Source organism: Pantoea sp. PNT03 (assembly GCF_014852515.1).
Classification (GTDB): Bacteria; Pseudomonadota; Gammaproteobacteria; order Enterobacterales; family Enterobacteriaceae; genus Pantoea; species Pantoea leporis.
Window position 1 is genome coordinate 1 of the sequence record NZ_JACVBT010000003.1, and the last position, 26,501, is coordinate 26,501.

The window sequence follows — 26,501 nt, forward strand, 5'->3', positions numbered from 1 at the left end:
TTATGTGTTCACTCGTGAGGCTTTGATATTTTTTTGCGTCCGGAGACGCGGATATCAATCCTGCGAGTGCCCACACAGATTGTCTGATAAATTGTTAAAGAGCGTTGCGAACAGCGGCTGAACCGTCCGTCGCGAGGTGGCGTATACTACGCTACTCTCCTTCGGAGTCAAGCACTTTTTTCAGCGTTTTCATCCGGCGGGATGAATTTCTTCACTCCCTGCTGAGCCGTCTGCGTTGCCGCTTTGCCGTCTCAGTGGTGGCGCATTATAGGGAGTTATTCGGAGCTGACAAGTGCAAATTTCAAGTTTTTTGCTGTTCGCTTGAAATTTGCGCAAAAGACCCGTTTTCAGGCCTTTTTGATGCGTGCTGGCAGCTCTGCCAGACTGTTAATCACCCAATCCGCCACTGCTTCCCCTTCTGCCGTTACCGGCTTGCCACTACGCACCAGCACTTTGGTACCCACCCCCGCTGCTAACGCCGCCTGCATATCTTCTAATTTGTCGCCTACCATATAAGAAGAAGCCATATCGATATCCAGATGCTGCTGCGCGGAGAGCAACATGCCCGGCTGCGGCTTACGGCAATCACACTGCTGGCGATACGCTTCTACCGTGGCATCTGGCAAATGCGGACAGAAATAGATGCCATCCAAATCAACATCACGATCGGCCAGCGACCAATCCATCCATTCTGTGAGTTGCATAAACTGGTCTTCGGTAAACATGCCACGCGCAATGCCCGACTGGTTAGTCACCAGTACCAGCGCATAGCCCATCTTCTTTAACGCCTGTAGCGCTTCGATGGTGCCATCAATGAATTCGAAATTATCGATTTCATGAACATAGCCGTGATCAACATTCAATGTGCCATCACGATCAAGAAAAATAGCCGGGACTTGGTTCGCCACGTAGAAACTCCTGCTGAAAATGTGTCGCTAAGTATCGCATGATTGCGTATAGCGAGAGAATGGCAGTTTGAATGACTTCCATTGATTTAGCCGTCTGGATGCCTTAACATCCATCCAAATTTCGCACAGCCCTGCTGAGTGAAGCCCGATACACCACGGATTATGCAACACGATAATAAATAAACTAATGATTAAACTCGAAAATATCACCAAAGTGTTCCAGCAAGGCTCACGCACCATTCAGGCGCTATCCAACGTCAGCCTGCACGTGCCTGCTGGACAGATCTATGGCGTCATCGGTTCCTCCGGTGCCGGTAAAAGTACCCTGATTCGCTGCGTCAATCTGCTGGAGCGCCCAACCTCCGGACGCGTGCTGGTTGATGGCCAGGAATTAACCACCCTTTCTTCTGGCCAATTGACGCTGGCACGCCGCCAGATTGGCATGATTTTCCAGCACTTTAATCTGATGAACTCCCGCACCGTCTCCGGTAACGTGGCGCTGCCATTAGAGTTAGGCAATCTTTCGCGCGAACAGATAAAGAAGCGCGTTAGCGAATTGCTGGATCTGGTGGGATTATCAGACAAGCATGATAGCTGGCCAGCGAATCTCTCTGGCGGACAAAAGCAGCGTGTTGCGATTGCCCGCGCACTGGCGAGCAATCCTAAGGTGCTGCTGTGTGATGAAGCCACCAGCGCACTAGATCCTGCAACCACGCGTTCGATTCTGGAGCTGCTTAAGGACATTAACCGTCGTCTGGGCATTACCATTCTATTGATCACCCATGAAATGGATGTGGTGAAACGCATCTGCGATCAGGTTGCGGTGATCAGCAATGGTGAGTTAATTGAAAAAGACAGCGTGAGCGAAGTGTTTTCGCATCCGAAAACGCCGCTGGCGCAACAATTCATTCAATCGACGCTGCATCTGGATATCCCCGACGACTACCAGCAACGCATGGCGCCACAGCCAACAGCTGATAGCGTGCCGCTGCTGCGTCTCGAGTTCACCGGCAAATCGGTGGATGCTCCGCTACTGTCAGAATCGGCTCGCCGCTTTAACGTTAATAACAACATCATCAGTGCGCAGATGGATTACGCCGGCGGCGTGAAGTTCGGCATCATGCTGGCTGAGATGGATGGCAGTGAAACAGATACACAAGCCGCGATTGCCTGGCTGAAAGAAAATCATGTGAAAGTAGAGGTGTTGGGTTATGTCTGAAGCGATGATGTGGTTACTGACGCGTGGCGTCTGGGAAACGCTGATGATGACCTTCGTCTCTGGTTTCTTTGGTTTTGTTCTCGGTCTTCCGATTGGCGTGCTGCTGTATGTGACGCGTCCCGGCCAGATTCTGGCCAACAACGCGCTTTATCGCGTGCTGTCCGCGCTGGTGAATATCTTCCGTTCGATTCCGTTCATTATCCTGCTGGTATGGATGATTCCATTCACTCGCGCCATTGTCGGCACCTCGATTGGCCTGCAAGCCGCGATTGTGCCGCTAACCGTCGGCGCCGCGCCGTTTATTGCACGTATGGTGGAAAACGCCCTGCTGGAACTGCCAACCGGATTGATCGAAGCATCTCGCGCCATGGGCGCCACGCCGCTGCAGATCGTGCGTAAAGTCCTGCTGCCGGAAGCGCTGCCAGGTCTGGTGAATGCCGCTACAATTACCCTGATTACGCTGGTTGGCTACTCCGCAATGGGCGGAGCGGTTGGCGCAGGCGGTTTGGGCCAGATTGGCTATCAATACGGTTACATTGGCTATAACGCCACCGTAATGAACACCGTGCTGGTTTTGCTGGTTGTGCTGGTCTATTTAATCCAATTCTGTGGCGACCGCATTGTACGTGCTGTGTCCCATAAGTAAGCAAGCAACATCAATAGTCCTCTATTAAGGAAAGGATATGTCTTTTACATTTAAAAAGATTGCCACTGTGGGTGCTCTGATTGGCGCAATTGCGCTGGCAGGATGCGATCAGAAAGCAAAAGATCCAAACCACATTAAAGTGGGTGTGATTGTCGGCGCTGAACAGCAGGTTGCTGAAACTGCAGTTAAAGTGGCGAAAGAGAAATATGGCCTCGATGTTGAGCTGGTGACCTTTAACGATTACGTGCTGCCAAACGAAGCGCTGAGCAAAGGTGATATTGACGTTAACGCCTTCCAGCATAAGCCGTATCTGGATCAGCAGATCAAAGATCGCGGTTACAAGCTGGCCATCGTAGCGAACACCTTCGTTTACCCAATCGCCGGCTACTCGAAGAAAATCAAATCACTGGATGAACTGCAGGACGGTTCACAGGTTGCTATCCCGAACGATCCAACCAACCTGGGACGTTCACTGTTGCTGCTGCAGAAGGTCGGCCTGCTCAAACTGAAAGATGGCGTTGGCCTGCTGCCAACCTCACTGGATATCACTGAGAACCCGAAAAAGCTGAAGATTGTTGAGCTGGAAGCGCCGCAGCTGCCACGTTCACTTGACGATCAGCAGATCGCACTGGCGGTGATCAACACCACGTACGCCAGCCAGATTGGTCTGACGCCAGCGAAAGATGGCATCTTCGTGGAAGACAAAGATTCACCTTACGTGAACCTGATTGTTAGCCGTGAAGACAACAAAGACGCTGAGAACGTGAAGAAGTTTGTGCAGGCTTACCAATCAGACGAAGTGTCTGAAGCGGCCAACAAGATCTTCAACGGCGGCGCAGTGAAAGGCTGGTAATGTTCACCTTTCATGCCTTGCAGGGCGGCTTCGGCCGCCCTTTCTTTTGCCATAAATTGCACCTGACTTGTTATTTATTGTCGTCCTTGTTTCAATAACGCCACTTTTTTATTACTTGAGGATGTTGCCATGCGTTTTTTACCGCTCTGCTTGTTAGCATTGATGCTAACCGGGTGTGTGCGTGAATATCACCCGATAAGCAGTGCTCCTTCTCGTCCGCAACAGGCATCCAGCGAACCACAACGTAAACCGACTCCACGTCCCGCGCCGGTGAAGATCTACACCGATGCGACCGATCTGGTCAGCAACCCGTTCCGCGATTTGGGCGAAGTCTCTGCTGAAGATTGCCAGAGCAGCAGCCAGGATTCGCCTCCTAACATCAACACCGCGCGCAAGCGCCTGCAGATTCGCGCAGCCGGCATGAAAGCCAACGCCGTCCTGCTGCATAAGTGCGAAATTGTCACCAGCACGCCGGGATGCTATCGCCAGGCCATTTGCCAGGGCTCCGCACTGAAAGTATCAAATCAATGAGTGAGTTTGCCTTTGCGCAAATCGGCGTAATTCGTTCGCCGTGGAAAGAGAAGTTTGCCGTCCCGCGCCAGCCCGGTCTGGTGCAGGATGGCGGCGGCGAGCTGCATCTGCTACCACCTTACAATCAGCCGGAAGCGGTGCGCGGGCTGGAAGCGTTTAGTCATTTGTGGGTGCTGTTTGTGTTCCACCAAACGATGGAAGGTGGCTGGCGTCCGACCGTGCGTCCCCCGCGCCTCGGTGGCAATGCGCGTATGGGCGTGTTCGCCACCCGTTCAACCTTCCGCCCCAATCCTATCGGTATGTCGCTGGTTGAGTTAAAAGGCATTCGCTGCGAGAAGCAGCAGGTGATCTTGCAGCTCGGCAGCCTCGATTTAGTCGATGGCACGCCGGTGGTGGATATCAAACCTTATCTGCCGTTCGCTGAAGCGCTGCCTGATGCGCGCGCCGGGTTTGCACAGGCAGCGCCTGATGCCACCATGCCGGTGCGCTTTTCGCCGCTGGCGCAGAGCCAGCTTCAGCTGCAGCAGAAAACCCATCCGCAGCTAGCGCGTTTCATTAGCGAAGTGCTGGCACAGGATCCGCGCCCGGCTTACCGTAAAGGTGAGACGGAAGATCGTGAATATGCCGCCTGGCTACTCGACTTTAACGTGCGCTGGCGCATTGATGAGGCAGGAACCGAGGTGATCGCCCTCGATCCCCGTTAAAACCCGCTTTTGAGTGATTGATCTCGCTGGTACACTAGCCGCCAGAAAAATTTTGTCAGTTTCCTTCCGTATAACTGGAATCGTAATCAATGCGTACTACTCAATATCTGCTCTCCACTCTGAAGGAGACACCTTCCGATGCAGAAGTGATCAGCCACCAGCTGATGCTGCGCGCCGGCATGATCCGCAAACTGGCTTCCGGTCTCTACACCTGGTTGCCGACCGGGATTCGCGTGCTGCGAAAAGTTGAAAACATCGTGCGTGAAGAGATGAACAACGCCGGTGCGATTGAGATCTCCATGCCGGTGGTTCAGCCTGCCGATCTGTGGGAAGAGAGCGGCCGTTGGGAGCAATACGGCCCGGAACTGCTGCGCATTAAAGATCGTCACGAACGTCCCTTCGTGCTGGGTCCAACCCACGAAGAAGTGGTTACCGATTTGATCCGCAACGAGCTGAGCTCTTATAAACAGCTGCCGCTCAATCTGTATCAGATCCAGACCAAATTCCGCGATGAAGTGCGCCCGCGTTTTGGTGTGATGCGTTCACGCGAGTTCATCATGAAAGATGCTTACTCGTTCCACACCACGCAGGAATCGCTGCAGGAAACCTACGACGCGATGTACCGCGCCTACAGCCAGAGCTTCAGCCGTATGGGCCTGGATTTCCGCGCCGTACAAGCTGACACCGGTTCTATCGGCGGCAGCGCATCACATGAATTCCAGGTGCTGGCGCTGAGCGGTGAAGATGACGTGATCTTCTCCAGCGAATCTGATTATGCGGCCAACATTGAGAAAGCCGAAGCCTTAGCGCCGGCTGGCGAGCGTCCGCAGGCCACAGAAGCCATGACGCAGTTCGATACGCCAAACGCCAAAACTATCGCCGAGCTGGTTGAGCAACATCAGTTGCCGATTGAGAAAACCGTTAAGACGCTGTTCGTCAAAGCCACCGAAGAGAGCGGCCACACGCTGGTTGCCCTGCTGCTGCGCGGCGATCATCAGCTGAACGAAATTAAAGCGGAGAAGCTGGATATCGTCGCTGAACCGCTGGAGATGGCGAGCGAAGAACAGATTCGCGCGCTGCTGGGTGCCGGTCCAGGCTCGCTCGGCCCGGTCGGTTTGACCATGCCAGTGATCGCCGATCGTACTGTGGCAAAAACAGCTGACTTCTGCGCGGGTGCCAACATTGATGGCAAACACCTGAGCGGCATCAACTGGGGCCGCGATCTGCCAGAACCGCGCGTGGAAGATATCCGTAACGTGGTGGAAGGCGATCCAAGCCCAGACGGCAAAGGTACGCTGCTGATTAAACGCGGTATCGAAGTGGGCCACATCTTCCAGCTGGGTACCAAGTACTCCGAAGCGATGAAAGCAGCGGTTCAGGGCGAAGATGGTCGTAACCAGGTGATGACCATGGGCTGTTACGGCATCGGTATCACGCGCGTTGTGGCGGCGGCAATTGAGCAGAACAACGACGAGCGTGGCATCATCTGGCCTGCGGCATTGGCACCGTTTGAAGTGGCAATTCTGCCAATGAATATGCACAAATCTTTCCGTGTGCAGCAGTTGGCTGAAGAGCTGTACAACACGCTGCGTGCCAAAGGCATTGACGTGATTCTGGATGACCGCAAAGAGCGTCCAGGCGTGATGTTCGCGGATATGGAGCTTATTGGCGTGCCTCACACCATCGTAATTGGCGATCGTAATCTCGATAACGAAGAGATTGAGTACAAGGCGCGTACCGCCAGCGAGAAGCAGATGATTAAGCAACATGACATCGTCGACTTCCTGGTGAAAGCACTCAACAAGTAACGCTAAAACGCCTCCAGCCGGAGGCGTTTTTTATTGCACCTTTCCGCGCATCGCCTTCACGTTACTGCGCCGCGTTTTACCTTCCAGCCGCCTCACTTTAGAGCCGTGCGTCGGTTTGGTCGCACGCCGCACTTTTTCCACCGTGGTTAACTCCCGAATCAGATTTATCAGCCGCTGCACGGCCGCTTCCCGATTCATTTCCTGGCTGCGATGTTCCTGTGCTTTGATGATCACCACGCCTTCCGCGGTAATCAAATGATGGCTCGCCGCCAGCAGCCGCTCTTTATAAAACGGCGGCAGCGATGAGGCATGAATATCAAATCGCAGGTGAATCGCCGTCGACGTTTTATTCACATGCTGGCCACCGGCACCTTGCGCACGGATGGCACTGAGTTCCACTTCATTATCTGCAAGTGAAAGCGATCGAGACAGCACAATCATCTGTCACCTACCGTTTGGCTCGACGTTGCGTCGCGTAATAACCTGTTCATCAACTTAACCTTTTGTGCGCACGCTGAATGCATAAGACCAGCGCGAAATGTCACTTTTGCCCATTTGCTTGCATCATTCCCGTGACGACCGGGCTGATTTCGATGAAATTCCTGTGATATAGTCGCCTATCATCCAGAGTATCAACTCTGCTGAGGAGGTGTATGTGCAAAAGTATTGTGAGTTAGTTCGCCAGAAGTATGCCGAAATTGGTAGCGGCGACCTTGGGTATGTGCCAGACGCCATAGGTTGTGCGTTGAAGGCTCTCAACGATATTGCCGCTGATTCTGCGCTAAACTCTTCTCTCAGGGAACAAGCAGCGTATGCCGCTGCAAACTTATTGGTGAGCGACTATGTTGACGAATGAAGCCTACAAACCCATCAACTGCGATGATTACGACAACCTTGAACTCGCCTGCCAAAAACACTGGACGCTGTCGTTAGAGTTAAAAAACGGCGATCAGCTCAAGGCCAAAGCCGTGGACATGGTCTCACGTAAAAACGTCGAGTACCTTGCCGTCGATCTCTCAGGCGAGACCCGCGAAGTGCGGCTCGACCACATCGCCAGCTTCACACATCCGGAGCTGGGCACCGTCGTCGTCAGCGAAGACGAGTAAAACCTCTCTCGGGCGGGAATCACATCCCGCCCACCTCGCTTAAGGTTTTAACGAACTGTAATACGCCGATAAATCTGCCATATCCTGATCGCTCAATCCCGCTACAAACGCTTTCATCACTTCCGCCTGGCCGCCGCTCCGCTCGCCTTTTTTATAGGCTTGCAGTGAATGCAGCAGATAAGGCGCATGTTGCCCGGCCAGATTGGGATAGAGCGGCACCGCGCTTTTGCCCTCCGCACCGTGACACGCCATACAGCTGGCCGCTTTTTGCGCGCCCGCATTCACATCGCCGTCGGCCAACGCTGGCAGCGCCGCAGCGAATAACGCCGCGGCCATCCAAAGTTTCATCATTGCTCTCCATTTTATTGTTGTGGTGACCAGATCGCCTGCCAGCCTTGCTCGTTGCTGGCTGCGCCTTCGCGGGTAATAAACAGCCCCGGCGCGCTAATTAACGTCTGGTTAAAATAAATCAACGGAATACGTTCGCGCTGCCAGGGCGCAACGCCCAGCTCTTGCCACAGCTTCTTCATCTCGCGGCCACCTGCGCGCCCCTGTATATGATAATAACCCTGCGCCTGGAAGCGGATCGTGATCGCTTCATCCGCTGCAGGCTGGCGCAGCTCAGCAATCCACGCATTCGCGTGCAGCGAACCTAAACCAGCGGGTAAATTAAGCGGCTGCGTGCGGTCTTGCCAGGTTAGCAAGTGCTGACTAAGTGAAGGATGCGGCGGTAACCAATAGAGTTGCTGGCGATAGCGGCGCAGCTCAAAAGCGCCGAAACGCAAACAAGGTTTGGCGTCTTCACGGCTGTTGATGACTTCATCGGTGATGCGTTTCAATGCCTCGCGCGAAGGCATCGCGCCGCCCTGTTGCGCAATCCAGCGGCGTAACAGCGCATGACGCCGCGCTTCGCTCATGTTCATTAACGGCGGGAAGTGCAGCGCGCCCTGCGCATCGCTAAGCTGCGCCAGCTGTTCCGCCAGCAACTCGTCGAGCAGTTGCTCCTGCTCGCCACAGAGCGCGGCGCTGCGTGCACTGGCGGCACTGAAGTGCGGCCAGCGCGCCTGCAGCTGCGGCAGAATCTGCTGACGCAGGAAGTTGCGGTCATAGCGGCTATCGGTGTTGCTTTCATCTTCAATCCAGCGCAGTTGATGCTCGGTAGCATAGTTTTCAAGCTGCTGACGGCTAACGTCGAGCAACGGACGCAGATGCCGATGTTCACCCATGCTGCGCTGCAGCGGCATCGCGGCCAAACCCGCCGGTCCGCTGCCGCGTTTTAACGCCAGCAGCAGCGTTTCCGCCTGATCGTCGAGGTGCTGAGCGGTAAGTAAGTGTTCACCGGGTTGCAGATGCTGAAACAGCGCCTGATAGCGTGCTTCGCGGGCAGCCGCTTCAATGCCGTTGGCGCGGCCATCAACCTGCACATGCAGCACTTCACAGGGAATCTGCCACTGCTGGCAAACTTGCTGGCAATGCAGCGCCCAGCTATCGGCATTCGGGCTAAGACCATGATGGACGTGTAACGCGCGCACGCGTAGCGCTGGCTGCTGACGTTGCCAGCAGACCAATTGATGCAGTAGCACGGTGGAATCAAGTCCGCCGCTGAACGCCAGCACATAGCCAGCGTCGGGTGTCAGCAGCGAAGCAAGATGAGATAAAGACATGAGCGCGTTCCGTCCGGGCGAGCCACCGAATTGCGGCTCGCGGCGGACGCTAGTTTACGCCTGATACAGCTCCAGCGGCAAACCATCCGGATCGGGGAAGAAGGTGCAGGCTTTACCGGTTAACGCATCGATACGAATCGGCTCGCACGTCACGCCCTTCTCCGCCAGCGCCGCTATGGACTGCTCAACATCCTCAACGCAAAACGCCAGATGACGCAGGCCGCAGGCTTCCGGTCCACTAACGCGTGGCGGCGGCGAGGGGAAAGAGAACAGTTCGATGGTATAAACCCCGTTCAGGCCAAGATCGCCTTTCCACGAGTCACGCTCGGCGCGGTAATATTCACCCAACAATTCAAAGCCCAGCACATCACAATAAAACGCCTTACTGCGCTGATAATCGGTGGCAATAATGGCGATGTGATGGATCTGTTTAATCTGCAGCATAGCGACTCCGGTTTTCACACAAGCCGCTTACCCTACGTGGCAAATGCGGCGATGAAAAGAGGTGATTGTCCTAAGTTAGCCTTCGTCATCTTCACGCAATACGCGCACCAGATAACGCCCATCGTCCGTCAACGTCGCACCGTGAATGTCGGTCTCGAAGCCGGGATAGTGCCGGCCGATGGTGCAGAGCATCAGCAGAAAATCGAGCACTGAACGGCTCTCTTCGGTGATCATCTCGCCCGGCATCACCACCGGCACGCCAGGCGGATACGGCAGAATCATGTTGGCGGAAATGCGCCCCACCAGCTCGCGAATATCCACCGTTTCCACCTGACCTTTTACCTGGCGCTGAAACGCCTGATGCGGCGTCATTTTCATCTCCGGCAGCACGTCGAATGCTTTCAACATCAGGCGCGGCAGATCATGTTGCAGGATCAACTGATGAATACCCTGCGCCAGCGTTTGAATGCGCATGTTGCGGTAGAAGTCGGGATCTTCAGCGTAGAGATCCGGCAGCATGTTTTTCACGCGCAGGTTGAGATCGTATGCACGCTTAAACTCCGTCAGCCCACGCAGCACGCTCATCGCTTTGGTTTTATCGATGCCGATGCTGAACAGGAACAGCAGATTGTATGGCCCGGTTTTCTCCACCACGATGCCGCGCTGATCGAGGAACTTCGCCACCAGCGCGGCTGGAATGCCCTCTTCCGCCATGTTACCGAGCTCGCTCATGCCCGGCGTCAGAATGGTGACTTTGATCGGATCGAGATACATATGATCGCGATCGGCATGGGTGAAACCGTGCCAATCCTCCTCGCCCGGCTGGATCGGCCAGCATTCGGCTTGATCGACCTGCTCCGGCTGCCAGATATCAAAGAACCAGCCGTCAGACTCTTCCCGCAAGCGTTGAATCTCACGACGGAAATGCAGCGCACGTTCAACCGAGCGGTTGATCAGTCGCTTACCCGGATTGCCGCGCAGCATCGCCGCCGCGGTTTCAATCGACGAGACAATCGCGTAGCTCGGCGAGGTGGTGGTGTGCATCATGTAGGCTTCGTTGAAGGTGTGCTCGTCGTAATCGCCTTTGATGTGAATCAGCGAAGCCTGCGAGAACGCCGCTAACAGTTTGTGCGTCGATTGCGTTTCATAAATCACTTTGCCGGGAATACGATCGCCGCTCATGCCGCTTTTACCGGCATAGATCGGATGGAAATTGGTGTACGGCACCCACGCAGAATCAAAGTGGATCGATGGCACATCCAGCGTCTGTTTGATGAACTGCGTGTTGTACAGCAGGCCATCGTAGGTTGAGTTGGTGATCACCGCATGCACCGGCCAGCTAGCGCGCGGCGTGGCGTTGACCTTTTGCTGGATGTTGTCACGCGTAAACTCGCGCTGCGGAATGCCGCCCAGAATGCCCAGTGCGTTGCGCGTCGGTTTCAGCCAGATTGGGATGATGTCGCTCATCATCAGCAAATGGGTCAGCGATTTATGGCAGTTACGGTCAATCAGCACCGTGCTACCCGCAGGCGCCGCATACATGCCGACGATTTTATTCGAGGTCGAGGTGCCGTTAGTCACCATGTAGCTTTGCTCAGCGCCAAAGGTGCGAGCAACGTACTCCTCCGCTTCCAGATGCGGGCCGGTGTGATCGAGCAATGAACCCAATTCCGTGACCGAGATCGAGACATCCGCTTTTAAGGTGTTCGAGCCAAAGAAGTCATAAAACAGGCTGCCCACCGGACTTTTCTGGAAGGCGCTGCCGCCCATGTGACCCGGCGTGCAGAAGGTGTATTTGCCCTCTTTGACGTAGGTGAACAATGCTTTAGTTAGCGGCGGCGTGATGTTATCGATGTACTCATCGGTGTACTGACGAATATGCAGCGCGATGTCATCGGCAGCGCTCAGGGCATACTCGAAGAAGTGCAGCGCCATGCGCATCTCGTTGATGCTGACATCCATCTGCGAATGGGTGTTGATGAAGGCATAGAGCGGCAGATATTCATTAAGCTGATTGATGTCGCTACACAGCGCCAGACTGTAATCGTCCCAGTCAAAAATCACACCGCAGATACGCGGATTGTGTTCAATCAACTTCAGCAGGTCGCTGGCATTATTGGGGTAAACGGTTTGGAAGCCTTGCAGCTTGAGGGCAGCATCCAGTTCGCGAATAGGCTCATCTTTGTAGAAAGCGCCGTGCGGTCCCATGATCGCAATAATATTCAATGCTCACCTCCTGTGGTGTTGTGGCACTGAATAAGGATAGCGAAAAGCGCGCGCGGATAAACCTGGAATGCTCTGCTGTTGAGTGATTGCAACCGAATGCTAATGCACCAGAAAAGCCACGATCAAGCCAAAGGGGACAGGAAAGAGCAGCCCGAAGAGCAAAGCGTCCGAGCCATGGATGGCGAGGCCGATCTGCATGGATGCAGTTATTCTTTGCGATCGGGCTGGTCTTTTCTGGACCTTGCACCGGAGTCACAGCGAAATCGTCGAACCAGGTAGCCATGGATGGCTACCCTACGGATGGCTGATCAGAATGGTGTTCGTTCGACATAAAAAAAGCGGACCGGGGTCCGCTTCTTGCTTAGCTCTGATGTATCAAGCGTAGCCGTAGTTCATCAGGCGCTGATAGCGACGGTTGAGCAACTCTTCGGTGCTCAGCACATCGAGATCGGCCAGATCGGCCAGCAGTTGCTGCTTAAGAGAAGCCGCCATATCTACCGGCTGACGATGCGCGCCGCCCAGCGGCTCAGGAATGATGGAATCGATCAGCTTCAGCTCTTTCAGACGCTCAGCTGTGATACCCATCGCTTCGGCAGCCAGCGGAGCTTTGTCGGCGCTTTTCCACAGGATCGACGCACAACCTTCCGGTGAAATCACCGAATAGGTGCTGTATTGCAGCATATTGACTTTGTCGCCCACGCCGATTGCCAGCGCACCACCGGAACCGCCTTCGCCGATTACGGTACAAATCACCGGAATTTTCAGGCCAGACATTTCACGCAGGTTGCGTGCGATCGCTTCTGACTGACCGCGCTCTTCTGCACCCACGCCCGGATAAGCTCCCGGCGTATCGATGAAGGTGATCAGCGGCATCTTAAAGCGTTCAGCCATTTCCATCAGACGCAGCGCTTTGCGATAGCCTTCTGGTGCCGGCATACCGAAGTTACGACGAATTTTCTCTTTGGTTTCGCGACCTTTCTGATGACCAATGATCATCACTGGACGACCGTCAAGACGGGCAATACCGCCGACAATCGCTTTATCATCGGCATAAGCACGATCGCCAGCCAGTTCGTCGAAATCATCAAACGCGTTGCGGATATAGTCCAGTGTATAAGGACGCAGCGGATGACGCGCGAGTTGCGCCACTTGCCATGCGCCTAAATCGGAGAAGATTTTACGGGTCAGCTCAACGCTTTTTTCGCGTAAACGCTGCACTTCCTCATCCAAATTAATATCGTGTTTCTCATCCGAACGGCCAATCGATTTTAACGAGTCGATTTTCGCTTCAAGCTCTGCGATTGGCTGTTCAAAATCCAGGTAATTAAGACTCATAATGTTCCTGTTTTAGTCAAACTCCAGTTCCACCTGCTCCGATCCTACTAACGACCGCAAATCGTTGAGTAAACGATCGCTGGGCGAAATACGCCACGCTGCACCAAAGCGTAGCTTCGCTCGCGCATCGGCTCTCTGATAGTAGAGATGCACCGGAATGGTCCCGGAACGATGAGGCTCCAGAGACTGGCGGAGACGGTTTAAAAGCTGGTCATCAATTTGCCTGTCCGTCAGCGAGATAGCAAGTCCGCGCGCGTATTTTTCCCGCGCTTCGTCGATGTCCATCACTTCTCGAGCGGTCATTTTAAGGCCACCGCTAAAGTCATCAAAGCTGACCTGTCCACTGACGATCAGGATACGGTCCTTCTCCAGCAACTGCTGGTATTTATCTAACGCATCGGTAAATAACATCACTTCAAGACGACCAGAACGATCGTCAATGGTACAAATACCAATTCGGTTGCCGCGTTTAGTGACCATCACACGGGCGGCAATCACCAGCCCCGCCGCGACGGTTACTTTACCACGATCTGTCGGATGCATGTCTTTCAGCCGCATGCCGCCGACGTAACGCTCGATTTCTTTCAAATACTGGTTAATCGGATGGCCGGTAAGATAGAGACCCAAAGTCTCACGTTCGCCATCCAGTTGAATTTGTTCCGGCCACGGCGTGATGCTGGCGTACGATTTCTCTACCTGCTCTGGCTCTTCGGCCAGCACGCCAAACATATCGGCCTGGCCGATGGCTTCGGCTTTAGCATGCTGATCGGCCGCTTTTAATGCATCGCCGAGTGCACTCATCAAAGCCGCGCGATGCGGGCCGAGACGATCGAATGCGCCCGACATGATCAGTTTTTCCATTACGCGACGGTTGATCTTTTTGGTGTCGGTGCGCGCACAGAGATCAAACAGCTCTTTGAAGTAGCCGCCTTCATTACGCGCATCAATGATCGCTTCGATCGGGCCCTCACCCACGCCTTTGATCGCGCCGATGCCGTAAACGATCTCGCCTTCGTCATTGACGTGAAACGGATACAAACCGGAGTTGATGTCTGGCGGCAGCACTTTAAGGCCCATGCGCCAGCATTCGTCGACCAGGCCAACCACTTTCTCGGTGTTATCCATATCAGCGGTCATTACGGCCGCCATGAACTCTGCCGGATAGTGCGCTTTCAGCCACAGGGTTTGATAGGAAACCAGCGCGTAAGCGGCGGAGTGCGACTTGTTAAAGCCATAACCGGCAAATTTTTCTACCAGATCGAAGATTTTCATCGACAGCTCACCGTCGACGCCCATCTTCTCCGCGCCGTCCCGGAACACCGAACGCTGCTTCGCCATCTCTTCGGGTTTCTTTTTACCCATCGCACGACGCAGCATGTCCGCACCGCCCAGCGTGTAGCCAGACAGCACCTGCGCAATCTGCATCACCTGTTCCTGATACAGAATGATGCCGTAGGTCGGCTCCAGCACCGGCTTCAGGGTTTCGTGCTGCCACTGAATATCCGGATAAGAGATCTCTTCGCGACCGTGCTTACGGTCAATGAAGTTATCTACCATGCCCGATTGCAGCGGTCCCGGACGGAACAGCGCCACCAGTGCGATCATATCTTCGAAGCAGTCAGGCTTCAGACGTTTGATCAGATCTTTCATGCCGCGCGATTCAAGCTGGAACACCGCCGTGGTTTCCGAGCGCTGCAGCATATCAAAGCTTTTCTTGTCATCCAGCGGGATGGCGGCGATATCAATCGGTGGCAAACCCTGCTTTTCACGGCGCGGGTTAATCATCTTCAGCGCCCAGTCGATGATAGTAAGCGTACGCAGGCCAAGGAAGTCAAACTTCACCAGCCCGGCATATTCCACGTCATTCTTATCAAACTGGGTAACCGGGAATTGCCCGTTTTCATCGCAGTAGAGCGGCGCAAAATCGGTGATTTTGGTCGGCGAAATCACCACACCACCGGCATGTTTACCGGCGTTACGCGTGACACCTTCCAGTTTGCGCGCCATGTCGATCAGCGCTTTCACCTCTTCATCGGCCTCGTAGATCTCCGGCAGCTGCGGTTCAGCCAGGAAGGCTTTCTCCAGCGTCATGCCCGGATCCGGCGGGATCAGTTTCGAGATACGATCAACAAAACCGTACGGATGACCGAGTACGCGTCCCACATCGCGGATGACCGCTTTCGCCGCCATGGTACCGAAGGTGATGATCTGCGATACCGCATCGCGTCCATACATATCGGCCACGTGATCGATCACCTGATCGCGCTTCTCCATGCAGAAGTCAACGTCAAAGTCAGGCATCGAAACACGTTCCGGGTTCAGGAAACGTTCGAACAGCAGGTCAAACTCCAGCGGATCGATATCGGTGATTTTCAGCGCATACGCCACCAATGAACCGGCACCCGAACCGCGGCCTGGGCCGACGGGAATGCCGTTGTCCTTCGACCACTGAATAAACTCCATCACGATCAGGAAGTAGCCCGGGAAGCCCATCTGGTTGATAACAGTGAGTTCAATCTCCAGACGTTCATCATATTCCACGCGTTTTTCTGCGCGCACCGCCGGATCCGGGAAGAGGAATTCCATACGCTCTTCCAGGCCTTCACGTGACTTCGCCACGAGGAAGTCTTCAGTGCTCATGTCACCGGTGGGGAACTGCGGCAGGAAATATTCGCCGAGGCGCACCGTCACGTTACAGCGCTTAGCAATCTCTACGCTATTTTCCAGCGCTTCCGGAATGTCCGAGAACAGCTCGCACATCTCCTCTTCACTGCGCATATATTGCTGAGGACTGTAGTTGCGTGGACGCTTGGGATCGTCCAGCGTATAGCCGTCATGAATCGCGACGCGGATTTCATGCGCATCAAAATCTTCTTCATTCAGGAAGCACACTTCGTTGGTGGCAACGACGGGAACGCCTTCGGCCACCGCCAGCTCGACGGCGGCATGCAGATACGCTTCTTCATCAGCGCGACCGGTGCGCATCAATTCCAGGTAATAACGATTCGGGAAGTGTTCCTGATAAAAGCTTAAACACTGCGCCACCATTGCGCTATTGCCGCGCAGCAGACTGCGGCCCACGTCGCCGCGACGTCCGCCAGACAGCAGAATCAGGCCTTCGCCCAGCTCCAGCAGCCAGTCGCGATCGATGATTGGGCCCGCAATGCCGTAACCGCGCTGATATGCACGTGAAATCAGCAAGGTCAGGTTTTGATAACCGGTGTTATTGGCCGCCAGCAGCGTTAACTGTGTCAGCTCATCGCCCATCAATTCGCTGGCAACCTGGAAGTCAGCACCAATAATCGGCTTGATCCCCGCGCCGTGTGCGCTACCGTAAAAACGCACCAGCCCGCACAGGTTGATGTAATCGGTAATGGCAATCGCCGGCATGCCCAGCGCAGCCGCCTTCTTGACTAAGGGTCCGGTTTTCGCCAGACCATCAACCATGGAGTAATCACTGTGGACGCGCAGATGTATAAAACGAGGTTCAGCCATATCAGTTTCCGGTTAAAACAGCGTCAGGCTATTAAAGCGTAGTTGGCTGGCGGGCTGCCAGCACATCGGCATCAATCAAGGCGTTACGCACCGGCGCAAAGCTGCGACGATGATGAGGTGTGGCGCCGTGCTGCGTCAGCTTTTCCATGTGCAGCGCGGTTGGATAGCCTTTGTGTTGCGCAAAGCCATATTGCGGGAACAGCAGATCCAGTTCGGCCATTTCACGATCGCGCGTGACTTTGGCGATGATCGAGGCGGCACTGATCGCTTGCACCAGGCTATCACCCTTCACCACCGCCTGCGAGGGCATCGGCAGCGCCGGGCAACGGTTACCATCGATCAGTACGAAGTCCGGTACAATGTGCAAACCCGCGACCGCGCGCTGCATCGCCAGCATGGTAGCGTGCAGAATATTGAGCTGATCGATCTCCTCTGGTTCGGCACGACCAAGGCTCCAGGCCAGCGCCTTCTCTTTGATCTCGTCATACAGCGCCAGACGACGCTTCTCGGAGAGCTTTTTCGAGTCGGCCAGTCCTGCTATCGGGTTGGCGGGATCGAGGATCACCGCCGCCGTGACCACGGCGCCAACCAGCGGGCCGCGCCCTACTTCATCAACGCCAGCAATCCGCTGCGCGTTGGGATAGATAAATTCAGCCATTGATAATCTCCAGTACCGCATCCGCCGCCTGCTCATCGGCATTCCAGCGAATCTGTTGATGCAGTTCGGTGAAGGTTTTCAGTAGCGCTTCGCGCTCCGGGCCAGCGTGCAGTAACGGCTCCAGCGCCGCGGCGAGCGCGTCGGGCTGGCATTCGTCCTGCAGCAATTCTTTCACCAGCTCGCGACCGGCCAGCAGATTTGGCAGGGAAACGTACGGCGTTTTTACCAGACGTTTTGCCAGCCAAAAAGTAGACGGCTTCATGCGATAACCGACCACCATCGGGCATTTCGCCAGCATGCACTCCAGCGCGGCGGTGCCAGACGCAAGAATAGCGGCATCGCTGGCCAGCATCGCCTGACGGCCTTTGCCATCCAGCAAATGCATCGGCAGTTCTGGCGCAACTTGCGCTTTGATCTGCTCAAACTGCGCGCGGCGTTTGGCGTTCACCAGCGGCACCACGATTTCCAGCGTGGGATAGCGCTGACGCAACAGCTGCGCGGCGCGCAGGAAATCGGCGCTGAGCATTTCCACTTCGGCACCGCGACTGCCCGGCAACAAGCCAAGGCAAATCGCCTCGTCAGCAATGCCTAACTCGCGGCGCGCCGCCAGCTTATCGGGCTGCAGCGGCATCGCATCAGCCATGGTGTGGCCGATAAAGCGGCACGGCACGTTAAAGCGATCGTAAAACGCTTTTTCAAACGGCAGGAATGCCAGCACCAGATTGGTGTTGCGGCCGATTTTGAAAACGCGCTTTTGACGCCATGCCCAAACCGAAGGGCTGACGTAATGAATGGTGCGAATGCCCGCGCGCTTGAGGCGACCTTCCAGCGTGATGTTGAAATCCGGCGCATCAATGCCCACGAACACATCCGGCTTGAGTTCGGTGAAGCGCTGTGTCAGGTCACGACGAATTTTCAGCAGACGCCGCAGGCGTCCCAGCACTTCGACGATGCCCATCACCGCCAGCTCTTCCATCTCATACCAGGCTTCGCAGCCTTCGGCCTGCATCAGCGGACCGGCCACGCCAACAAAGCGCGCATCAGGATGGCGCGCTTTTAACGCACGGATGAGACCTGCACCAAGAATATCGCCGGAGGTTTCTCCGGCGACCAGGGCAATCGTTAGGGGACGCGCTGACATGGATTAACGAATCAATCCACGCGTTGAACGGGCAAAGAAGTCATAGAAAGGCTGCACTTCGCTGTGTTGTTTCGCCAGCTCTTCAATCTCTGGTTTCACTTCATCCAGCGTTTTGCCGCTGCGGTACAGCAGTTTGTACGCGTTGCGAATGGCATGCAGCGCTTCTTTGCTAAAGCCGCGACGCTTCAGACCTTCGATGTTGATACCGTATGGCGTTGCGTGGTTGCCCTGCGCAATGACATAAGGCGGCACATCCTGCGCGACGCCTGAACAACCGCCAACCATCACGTGAGCACCAATGGTGCACCACTGATGTACCGCCGTCATGCCGCCGATAATCGCAAAATCATCAACGGTGACGTGACCGCCCAGCGTGGCGTTGTTGGCAAAGATGCAGCGATTACCGATCACGCAGTCATGCGCGATGTGAGCATTAACCATCAGCAGATTATCGCTGCCGACCTTGGTCACATTGCCGCCCTGCGTAGTGCCACGATGAATGGTGACGCTCTCGCGGATGCGGTTACGATCGCCAATTTCAACGCGCGTCGGTTCGCCCGCATATTTCAGGTCCTGATTCACTTCACCGATGGAAGCGAACTGGTAGATCTGATTGTCTTTGCCGATACGCGTGTGGCCGTTCACCACCACGTGCGATTTGAGTACGGTTCCTTCACCAATTTCCACATTAGCGCCGATAAAGCAGAACGGGCCGATATGAACATTGGCGCCGATGACGGCACCCTCTTCAATGACAGAACTGGGATGGATATTGGCGGTTGAATCAATCACTTATTATGCCTCCCGGCTACGGGCACACATCATGGTCGCTTCACAGACAATTTTGCCGTCCACGGTCGCCACGCCTTTAAAGCGCGTCAGACCACGACGGGTTTTCTCGAAGGTCACTTCCATGATCATCTGATCGCCCGGCACAACCGGACGTTTGAAACGGGCTTCATCGATACCAGCGAAGTAATAGAGTTCGCCTGGTTCCAGTTTCCCAACGCTTTTGAACGCCAGAATACCGGTCGCTTGCGCCATCGCTTCCAGGATCAGAACGCCTGGGAAAATCGGCTTACCAGGGAAATGTCCCTGGAAAAACGGTTCGTTAACAGAAACGTTCTTCACCGCGCGCAGATATTTATGCTCTTCAAAATCCAGCACGCGATCAACCAGCAAGAAAGGATAGCGGTGTGGCAGCAGTTCTAAAATCTCTTCAATTTTCAGAGTATGCGTTTCAGTAGTCAAAATACTCTTCCTGTCCTAAAAATCTGATGGCATCAATAACACGGCCTGCACCGATCAAAATGATCTTCCGCAGGCCGCAAATTAGTTCGGGGCGTTTCGCTTTCTTACGATACCTGCTGCCATTCTCGGGTTACCGAAGGTGGAAGAAAGTACACTTCTTGTTATGAAAGCAAGTAGCGTGGGATGCGTTTAGTCGTCTTTATCGACCTTACGTTCGATGGCTTTTAAGCGTTTGCTTATTTCATCGATGTTCATCACCAGCGCTGCTGTTTTACGCCAGGTTTTGTTGGGTTGCAGTGGAATACCCGACGAATATACGCCTGGCTCTGTGATCGGGCGCATTACCATGCCCATGCCCGTTACGGTCACTTTGTCACAGATTTCCATATGGCCGTTAATGACGCTGGCGCCGCCAATCATACAGTAACGTCCAATCTTCAGACTACCCGCCATGATCACACCACCCGCAACAGCGGTGTTATCACCAATCACGACGTTGTGCGCAATCTGACACTGGTTATCTATGATAACACCATTGCCGATCAGAGTGTTATCCAGCGCGCCGCGATCGATGGTAGTACAGGCACCAATTTCAACCCGATCACCAATCACGACGGTACCCAGCTGCGGGATTTTCACCCAATTGCCGCGATCGTTAGCATACCCGAAACCATCAGCACCAATGACGGTGCCGGACTGAATCAGACAATCCTGACCAATCTGGATTTCGTGATAAATCGTGACGTTAGCCCACAAACGTGAGCCGCGACCGATACGCGTCTGCTTACCAACAAAACATCCTGCGCCAATAACGACGTCGTCACCCAGCTCTACGCCAGACTCGATTACCGCATTTGCGCCTACCGAAACGTTGTTACCCAGCTTAGCCGTTGCATCGATCACCGCGCTGGGCGCGATATTCTGCGCGGGCTGCGGCGTTGTGTCCAGCAGTTGTGCCATGCGGGCATAAGTCAGGTAAGGATTTTTCACCACCAGGGCGGCCGTTTTACACCACTCCAGATCCGCTTCCGTCAGCACCACGGCTGAAGCCTGGATAGTAGCGAGCTGCTCGCGGTAGCGGCTGTTTGCAAGAAAAGTGATTTGGCCAGTTGTGGCGGATTGCATAGAAGCAATGCCGGAGATGACGATATCGCCATCTCCGTGCAATTCTGCATCCAACTGCTGGGCTAAATCAGCCAGTCGAATTGATGACATCAATTATTTAACCTGTTTTACAACGTCAGCAGTGATGTCTTTAGCATCAGAAGAAGAGTACAGCACGGCCTGAGAGTCCAGAACCAGATCGTAACCTTCGCTTTTCGCTACAGACTGAACAGCGGTCTGGATTTTAGCCAGCAGCTTGTTACGCTCCTGCATCTGACGAGTTTGGTTGTCTTTGTCAAAAGCCTGTGCTTTTTGTTCAAAGGCAGCACGCTCAGAAGAGATTTGCTTCTCTTTCTTGGTGCGGTCGCTCGCTTTCATGGTCGATGCATTACGCTGCAGATCCTGAATTTCTTGCTGGATCTTCTGCTGCTGAGACTGGAGGTCAGAGGCGCGGCTCTGGAATTCACCTTCAAGCTGTTTAGCAACAGCGGCACGCTGCGGAGACTGCTGGAAAACCTGGCTCAGGTTAACGACGGCAACTTTATCAGCCGCTTGGGCACCCGCAGAAGCAGCTAATGCAACACCCAGAGCAGCAGCACAGAACAACTTTTTCACTATAAACTCCTTACCTCAACGTGTGTGTTTGCAGCGTGCCACATTATCAGGCAGCACGCATGCAAGACGGTATTTTCACTTCCCTGCTCAGAGCCTTACCAGGTTTTACCAATGTTAAACTGGAATTGCTCTGACTTGTCTCCCTCGACTTTCTTCATCGGCTGGGCGTATGAGAAGACCAGCGGCCCTAACGGTGACATCCACTGCAGTGCCACACCGGCAGAGACGCGAATGTTATTAGGATCGCTGTAATCTGGCACACCCGCCGCGCGTGTTTCCGCAGTGTTCTGCCATTTGGTATCCCAAACGGTACCGGCATCCATAAACACTGAGGTACGCACGGAATTCGCATACTTCTCGCTCAGGAACGGCGTTGGCGTAATCAGCTCCAGGCTGGCAATCGCCATGGCGTTACCACCGACCGCATCGTCCGACTTACAGACGCCGTTTGGATCAGAGATATTACAGTTTGACGAGCCATCGTTCAGGTACGCAGCTTTAGGACCAATGGTGTTGGACTGGAAGCCACGAACCGTGCTCGAGCCACCGCCGTAGAAGTTCTCATAGAACGGCATCTCTTTTCCATTAAGTCCGTCACCATATCCTACACGGCCACGGCCTAACACCACCCACGTACCATCGCGGTTCAGCGGCACATATTGCTGGCTATCCAATGTCGCTTTATAGAACGCATTATCAGAGCCTGGAATCGTCACTTTACCGTTCAGGTTGGTACGGTTACCGCGCGTAGGGAAGAAGCCGCGGTCTAAAGTGTTATAGGTCCAACCGTAGTTGAAGGTGAAATCATCTGCAGAGAAATCACCGTCATCGTTCAAGCCCTGATGGCGACCGACCGAATCGAGATAACGCCACATCGCAACCTGAGGACGCATGTTGGACAGGTCGTTATGCACATAACCTAAACCAACACGCAGCGTATTATTTTCATTGACCGGGAAGCCCAGCGTACCGTCGAGACCATAACTTTTGTTGGTATAGTCAGACAGGTCGGCGTTATCGGCTTTAAAGTCGTTATAGAACAAACGACCGCCAAGGCTCACGCCGTCGACCGTGAAGTATGGGTCGGTCAGTGAGAACTCAGCATAGGTCTGGTAATCGTTTTTGGTACCGCTGATGCCAACAGTGTTACCGGTGCCGAGCCAGTTTTCCTGGGTCACGCCCACCTGGAAGCTGACGCCACTTTCAGTACCGTAACCGACACCAAAGTTGAAAGTACCGGTGTTACGCTCTTTCACCTTGTAGACCACATCAACCTGATCCGGCGCACCCGGAACACGTTGCGTATCCACATCCACGGTTTCGAAGTAACCGGTACGATTCAGACGCTCTTTACCCTGATCGACGAGGTCGCTGCCCAACCAGGCACCCTCCATCTGACGCATTTCACGGCGCAGTACGGAATCTTTTGAGGTGTCGTTACCTTCGAAGCGCACTTTACGCACGTAGTAACGGTTGCCCGCATCCACGTTGATATGCAGCTTGACGGTTTTATCAGCATCGTTGATTTCTGGCTGCGTCATTACGCGCGGATAGGCGTAACCGTAGCGACCCAGCAATTTCTTGATGTCATCTTCCATCTGGGTGACTTTAGTGCCGTTATACAACTCACCCGATGGAATCCTGGTCATCTTTTCGATTTCAGCAGAATGGCCCGCCATGCTGCCGTTCACGATCACGCCAGCAATCTTGTACTGATCGCCTTCGTTAATGTTCACGGTGATGTAGATGCCTTTCTTATCTGGCGTCAGGCTCACCTGCGTGGAATCGATGTTGAAACGCGCATAACCACGATCCAGATAGAAGCTGCGTAGGGTTTCGAGATCGCCCGCTAACTTCTGTTTCTGGTATTTACGATCGCCCACCACGTTCCACCATGGCACTTCGTCACGCAGTGAGAAGCGCGAGATCAGTTCGTCAGAGGTAAATGCTTTATTACCGACGATGTTGATCTGCTGGATCTGCGCTGAAACGCCTTCCTGGAAGACGAATTTCAGATCCACACGGTTGCGCGGCAGCGGCGTAGCAATCGCTTTGACGCTGGCGGTGTATTTACCGACGCTGTAGTAGAAGTCTTCCAGACCCTTCTCGATTGAAGAGAGCGTGGTGCGGTCCAGCGCTTCGCCAACGCGCACGCCAGAGGCTTCGAGGTTCTGTTTCAGCTGATCTTCTTTCACCGCTTTGTTGCCGGAGAAAGTGATGTTGGCAATGGTTGGACGCTCTTTCACCTGAACAATCAGGGTTGTACCGTCACGCAGAACCTGCACATCTTCAAAGTTACCGGTGGCGAACAGTGAGCGAATGGTGTTTCTGACATCATCGTCATTCACCGTATCACCGACACGTACCGGCATGCTGAGCAGAGCCGCGCCGACGGCGACTCGCTGGAGACCTTCGAAATGAATGTCCTTCACTACGAAATCGTCTGCACCGTAAACGGTGGCGCTGCTAAACAGCAGCGACGCTATGAGCAACTTTTTCATCGCCATCGTTGTTATGCGTTTTCCTAACACATCCCGCGCCTGTATGCGTTCCAGCTATTACAGACGTGAGAAATCATTGAAAAGTGCAAGCCCCATTAACAGCACTAGCAAGATTGAGCCAATGCGATAACTAAAGTCCTGAACTCGCTCGGACACCGGTCCACCTTTGATCTTTTCGATCGCCAGAAAGAGCAGGTGACCACCATCTAAAACCGGCAGAGGGAACAGGTTAATGATGCCCAGGTTGACGCTGATCAGCGCCAGGAACATCAGGTAATAAATCACCCCGTACTCTGCTGATAACCCGGCACCCTGCGCGATCGAAATCGGCCCGCTCAGGTTATTCAGCTTCACATCCCCGATTATCAACTTGCCCAGCATGGAGACTGTTAGCTTCATCAACTGCCAGGTTTTTACACTGGCTTCGCCGATCGCCGCAAAAGGTCCATACTGCCTTACCGTTTTGTACTCATCAGGCAGCGGAATCACACGCGGGATGACACCCGCGAAGCCTTCCGCTTCATTGCCCGGTTTCGCTTCCGGCGTTAACGTCAACGCCACAGGTTCGCCGTTGCGCTCGATATCTAGCGCCATGTTTTTACCCGGATTATCCCGCACCTGTGCCGCAAAAGCCTGCCACTGTGACAATGGCTGACCATCGACTTTAACGATCCTATCGCCCGCTTGCAAACCAGCATTGCTTGCCGGTGAGTTTGCCTGAACTTCGGCTAAGGTCGTTTCAATCTGCGGCCCAAGTGGACGAATACCTAAAGCGACCACCGGATCCTGTTTATCAGGCTCAAATTGCCAATCGCGCAAATTTAATTGCTTTTGCTGCGTGGCTTCTTCGCCAAATTGCGAGACGGTAAGCGTGGCATCGCTGTCGCCGATTTTACCGATCAGCGCCATACGCACAGCATCCCAATCAGGCGTTTCGATACCATCTACCGCTTTAAGTTCCATGCCGGAGGTAATTTGCGCTTCGGCAGCGACGGAACCGTTCAGAATTTCACCAACCACAGGACGCACACCTGGCACGCCGTGAATAAACACGACCCAGTAAGCAAAGATGGCGAAGATGAAGTTGGCGATAGGACCGGCTGCGATAATCGAAGCACGCTGCAGCACGGTTTTATTGTTGAAGGCTTGATGACGCAGCTCGGCGGGAACGCTTTCAACGCGTTCGTCGAGCATTTTGACGTAGCCGCCAAGAGGGATCAGCGCGATGACATATTCGGTGCCCTGACGATCGCTGCGACGCCACAGCGCTTTACCAAAGCCAATCGAGAAACGTTCAACTTTAACACCGCAGCGGCGCGCCACCCAGAAATGGCCAAACTCGTGCACGGTAATTAGCACGCCAAGCGCCACGATAAAGGCGGCAAAACTCCAGAGTATACTCAACATCGCCAGCTATCCTCAGAGGGTGCGAAACACCAACAGCAGCAGGCAGGCAAACACCGGCACCGCAGCAGTCAGGCTATCAATACGATCGAGAATACCACCGTGCCCCGGAATCAAGTTACCGCTGTCTTTAATGCCCGCTTCACGCTTGAACATACTTTCAGTCAGGTCGCCCAATACCGATGCCAGCGTCGCAATCACCGCACAGATAATTAGCGTGCCCGGCGCCACCGAAAGCGGTGCCAGCAGAGCAAACAGCCAGGCGATAATGGCAGATGACAATAGGCCGCCGAAGAAACCTTCCCAGGTTTTACCCGGAGAGACTTTCGGTGCCAACTTGTGTTTGCCAAACAAGCGACCAAACATGTAAGCACCGGAATCTGCGCCCCAGACAAGGAACATCACGAACAGCAGCCACCATGCGCCGGCGAAATGGTCGGTATCGTAATGATACTGACGCAGCGCCATCATGCCCCAGAAGAACGGAATCAAGGTAAGCACGCCAAACAGCAGGCGCAGCGTACGTGAGTGACGCCACAACGCGGCAGAAGCGGGATAGAACAGTACTAAGATGAGCGCGACAATCCACCACAACAGCGATGCCCAGAGCGAGCCTTCCATCTGGAATTGGTGCAGATTGCGTTGATAGGGTTCAAGGGTAAAGAGCATCGCGGACAGCAACAGGCCGCAAAGCACGGCCAGCCAGATACGTTGCTGACGCGTTTTCATGCCGGCAAACTGCCCCCATTCCCAAGCGGCAAGCATGCAGATGATGATAGTGATAATCGCAAAACCGGACAGGGGTAACCAGAACAGTGCAGCGATCACCAGCGGAATCAAAATTAACGCGGTAATCAGACGAGACTTCAGCAAAGGTTACCCCCAAAT

Annotated in this window: 25 protein-coding genes; 8 read left to right on the forward strand and 17 right to left on the reverse strand. The window is 54.3% G+C overall.

Annotation, left to right across the window (positions count from 1 at the left end; all coding sequences use genetic code 11):
- Positions 1 to 347 precede the first annotated feature (347 nt).
- Positions 348 to 908 carry a D-glycero-beta-D-manno-heptose 1,7-bisphosphate 7-phosphatase gene (gene gmhB, locus IB226_RS11805; protein WP_192235635.1) on the reverse strand — a complete coding sequence of 187 codons (561 nt, stop codon included), beginning with the start codon at positions 906 to 908 and terminating at the stop codon, positions 348 to 350.
- 187 nt (positions 909 to 1,095) lie between these two features.
- On the opposite strand from gmhB, the gene metN reads away from it, so the two are divergent.
- The 6 genes from metN to proS all read left to right on the forward strand — a co-directional run bounded on the left by metN (position 1,096) and on the right by proS (position 6,669).
- Positions 1,096 to 2,127: a methionine ABC transporter ATP-binding protein MetN gene (metN, locus tag IB226_RS11810; protein WP_101762027.1), complete on the forward strand. Its 1,032-nt coding sequence runs from the start codon at positions 1,096 to 1,098 to the stop codon at positions 2,125 to 2,127.
- Positions 2,120 to 2,773 carry a methionine ABC transporter permease MetI gene (locus tag IB226_RS11815; RefSeq protein WP_101762028.1) on the forward strand — a complete coding sequence of 218 codons (654 nt, stop codon included), beginning with the start codon at positions 2,120 to 2,122 and terminating at the stop codon, positions 2,771 to 2,773. Before metN ends, IB226_RS11815 begins: the two co-directional genes overlap by 8 nt.
- Positions 2,774 to 2,810: 37 nt before the next feature.
- On the forward strand, positions 2,811 to 3,626 hold the full coding sequence (locus tag IB226_RS11820; protein ID WP_192235637.1) for a MetQ/NlpA family lipoprotein: 816 nt from the start codon (positions 2,811 to 2,813) through the stop codon (positions 3,624 to 3,626).
- A 129-nt stretch (positions 3,627 to 3,755) separates the two neighbouring features.
- Positions 3,756 to 4,157 carry an Rcs stress response system protein RcsF gene (gene rcsF / locus IB226_RS11825; protein WP_101762030.1) on the forward strand — a complete coding sequence of 134 codons (402 nt, stop codon included), beginning with the start codon at positions 3,756 to 3,758 and terminating at the stop codon, positions 4,155 to 4,157.
- Positions 4,154 to 4,861: a tRNA (N6-threonylcarbamoyladenosine(37)-N6)-methyltransferase TrmO gene (tsaA, locus tag IB226_RS11830; RefSeq protein WP_192235639.1), complete on the forward strand. Its 708-nt coding sequence runs from the start codon at positions 4,154 to 4,156 to the stop codon at positions 4,859 to 4,861. The genes rcsF and tsaA overlap by 4 nt, the downstream gene beginning before the upstream one ends.
- A gap of 89 nt (positions 4,862 to 4,950) precedes the next feature.
- Positions 4,951 to 6,669 (forward strand): proline--tRNA ligase, encoded by a 1,719-nt coding sequence (proS, locus tag IB226_RS11835; protein ID WP_110867580.1) that lies wholly within the window; start codon positions 4,951 to 4,953, stop codon positions 6,667 to 6,669.
- Between the two features lie 30 nt (positions 6,670 to 6,699).
- On the opposite strand, the gene arfB is transcribed toward proS, so the two are convergent.
- Positions 6,700 to 7,110, reverse strand: coding sequence for an alternative ribosome rescue aminoacyl-tRNA hydrolase ArfB (arfB, locus tag IB226_RS11840; RefSeq protein WP_101762033.1), 411 nt, complete (start codon positions 7,108 to 7,110; stop codon positions 6,700 to 6,702).
- Positions 7,111 to 7,324: 214 nt separating this feature from the next.
- On the opposite strand from arfB, the gene IB226_RS11845 reads away from it, so the two are divergent.
- Positions 7,325 to 7,525 carry a YaeP family protein gene (locus IB226_RS11845; protein ID WP_036622231.1) on the forward strand — a complete coding sequence of 67 codons (201 nt, stop codon included), beginning with the start codon at positions 7,325 to 7,327 and terminating at the stop codon, positions 7,523 to 7,525.
- A complete protein-coding gene (gene rof, locus IB226_RS11850) occupies positions 7,512 to 7,775 on the forward strand; it encodes a Rho-binding antiterminator (protein ID WP_101762034.1) in 264 nt (87 codons plus the stop codon). Before IB226_RS11845 ends, rof begins: the two co-directional genes overlap by 14 nt.
- A gap of 39 nt (positions 7,776 to 7,814) precedes the next feature.
- Here rof and IB226_RS11855 read toward each other — a convergent pair whose 3' ends face one another.
- The 15 genes from IB226_RS11855 to cdsA all read right to left on the reverse strand — a co-directional run bounded on the left by IB226_RS11855 (position 7,815) and on the right by cdsA (position 26,486).
- Positions 7,815 to 8,123 (reverse strand): cytochrome c, encoded by a 309-nt coding sequence (locus tag IB226_RS11855; protein ID WP_101762035.1) that lies wholly within the window; start codon positions 8,121 to 8,123, stop codon positions 7,815 to 7,817.
- A gap of 14 nt (positions 8,124 to 8,137) precedes the next feature.
- Positions 8,138 to 9,439, reverse strand: a complete 1,302-nt coding sequence (tilS, locus tag IB226_RS11860; protein ID WP_192235641.1) for a tRNA lysidine(34) synthetase TilS — start codon at positions 9,437 to 9,439, stop codon at positions 8,138 to 8,140.
- Between the two features lie 54 nt (positions 9,440 to 9,493).
- Complete coding sequence (locus IB226_RS11865) at positions 9,494 to 9,883, reverse strand: VOC family protein (protein ID WP_008108470.1); 390 nt, start codon at positions 9,881 to 9,883, stop codon at positions 9,494 to 9,496.
- A gap of 75 nt (positions 9,884 to 9,958) precedes the next feature.
- Positions 9,959 to 12,109 carry a lysine decarboxylase LdcC gene (locus tag IB226_RS11870; protein ID WP_192235643.1) on the reverse strand — a complete coding sequence of 717 codons (2,151 nt, stop codon included), beginning with the start codon at positions 12,107 to 12,109 and terminating at the stop codon, positions 9,959 to 9,961.
- A 375-nt stretch (positions 12,110 to 12,484) separates the two neighbouring features.
- Positions 12,485 to 13,444 (reverse strand): acetyl-CoA carboxylase carboxyl transferase subunit alpha, encoded by a 960-nt coding sequence (gene accA / locus IB226_RS11875; RefSeq protein ID WP_101762038.1) that lies wholly within the window; start codon positions 13,442 to 13,444, stop codon positions 12,485 to 12,487.
- Between the two features lie 12 nt (positions 13,445 to 13,456).
- A complete protein-coding gene (gene dnaE, locus IB226_RS11880; RefSeq protein WP_192235645.1) occupies positions 13,457 to 16,939 on the reverse strand; it encodes a DNA polymerase III subunit alpha in 3,483 nt (1,160 codons plus the stop codon).
- 31 nt (positions 16,940 to 16,970) lie between these two features.
- A complete protein-coding gene (gene rnhB / locus IB226_RS11885; protein WP_192235647.1) occupies positions 16,971 to 17,597 on the reverse strand; it encodes a ribonuclease HII in 627 nt (208 codons plus the stop codon).
- Positions 17,590 to 18,738 carry a lipid-A-disaccharide synthase gene (gene lpxB, locus IB226_RS11890; RefSeq protein WP_101762041.1) on the reverse strand — a complete coding sequence of 383 codons (1,149 nt, stop codon included), beginning with the start codon at positions 18,736 to 18,738 and terminating at the stop codon, positions 17,590 to 17,592. Before lpxB ends, rnhB begins: the two co-directional genes overlap by 8 nt.
- Positions 18,739 to 18,741: 3 nt before the next feature.
- A complete protein-coding gene (gene lpxA, locus IB226_RS11895; protein ID WP_101762042.1) occupies positions 18,742 to 19,530 on the reverse strand; it encodes an acyl-ACP--UDP-N-acetylglucosamine O-acyltransferase in 789 nt (262 codons plus the stop codon).
- A 3-nt stretch (positions 19,531 to 19,533) separates the two neighbouring features.
- Positions 19,534 to 19,989 carry a 3-hydroxyacyl-ACP dehydratase FabZ gene (gene fabZ, locus IB226_RS11900; RefSeq protein WP_007893924.1) on the reverse strand — a complete coding sequence of 152 codons (456 nt, stop codon included), beginning with the start codon at positions 19,987 to 19,989 and terminating at the stop codon, positions 19,534 to 19,536.
- A 189-nt stretch (positions 19,990 to 20,178) separates the two neighbouring features.
- Positions 20,179 to 21,204: a UDP-3-O-(3-hydroxymyristoyl)glucosamine N-acyltransferase gene (gene lpxD, locus IB226_RS11905; protein WP_192235649.1), complete on the reverse strand. Its 1,026-nt coding sequence runs from the start codon at positions 21,202 to 21,204 to the stop codon at positions 20,179 to 20,181.
- Positions 21,205 to 21,207: 3 nt separating this feature from the next.
- Positions 21,208 to 21,708, reverse strand: coding sequence for an OmpH family outer membrane protein (locus IB226_RS11910; protein ID WP_007893920.1), 501 nt, complete (start codon positions 21,706 to 21,708; stop codon positions 21,208 to 21,210).
- Between the two features lie 95 nt (positions 21,709 to 21,803).
- Positions 21,804 to 24,215 (reverse strand): outer membrane protein assembly factor BamA, encoded by a 2,412-nt coding sequence (gene bamA / locus IB226_RS11915; RefSeq protein ID WP_101762044.1) that lies wholly within the window; start codon positions 24,213 to 24,215, stop codon positions 21,804 to 21,806.
- 51 nt (positions 24,216 to 24,266) lie between these two features.
- Positions 24,267 to 25,616 carry a sigma E protease regulator RseP gene (gene rseP, locus IB226_RS11920; RefSeq protein WP_192235651.1) on the reverse strand — a complete coding sequence of 450 codons (1,350 nt, stop codon included), beginning with the start codon at positions 25,614 to 25,616 and terminating at the stop codon, positions 24,267 to 24,269.
- A gap of 12 nt (positions 25,617 to 25,628) precedes the next feature.
- Complete coding sequence (gene cdsA / locus IB226_RS11925; protein WP_101762046.1) at positions 25,629 to 26,486, reverse strand: phosphatidate cytidylyltransferase; 858 nt, start codon at positions 26,484 to 26,486, stop codon at positions 25,629 to 25,631.
- Between the last annotated feature and the right edge of the window lie 15 nt (positions 26,487 to 26,501).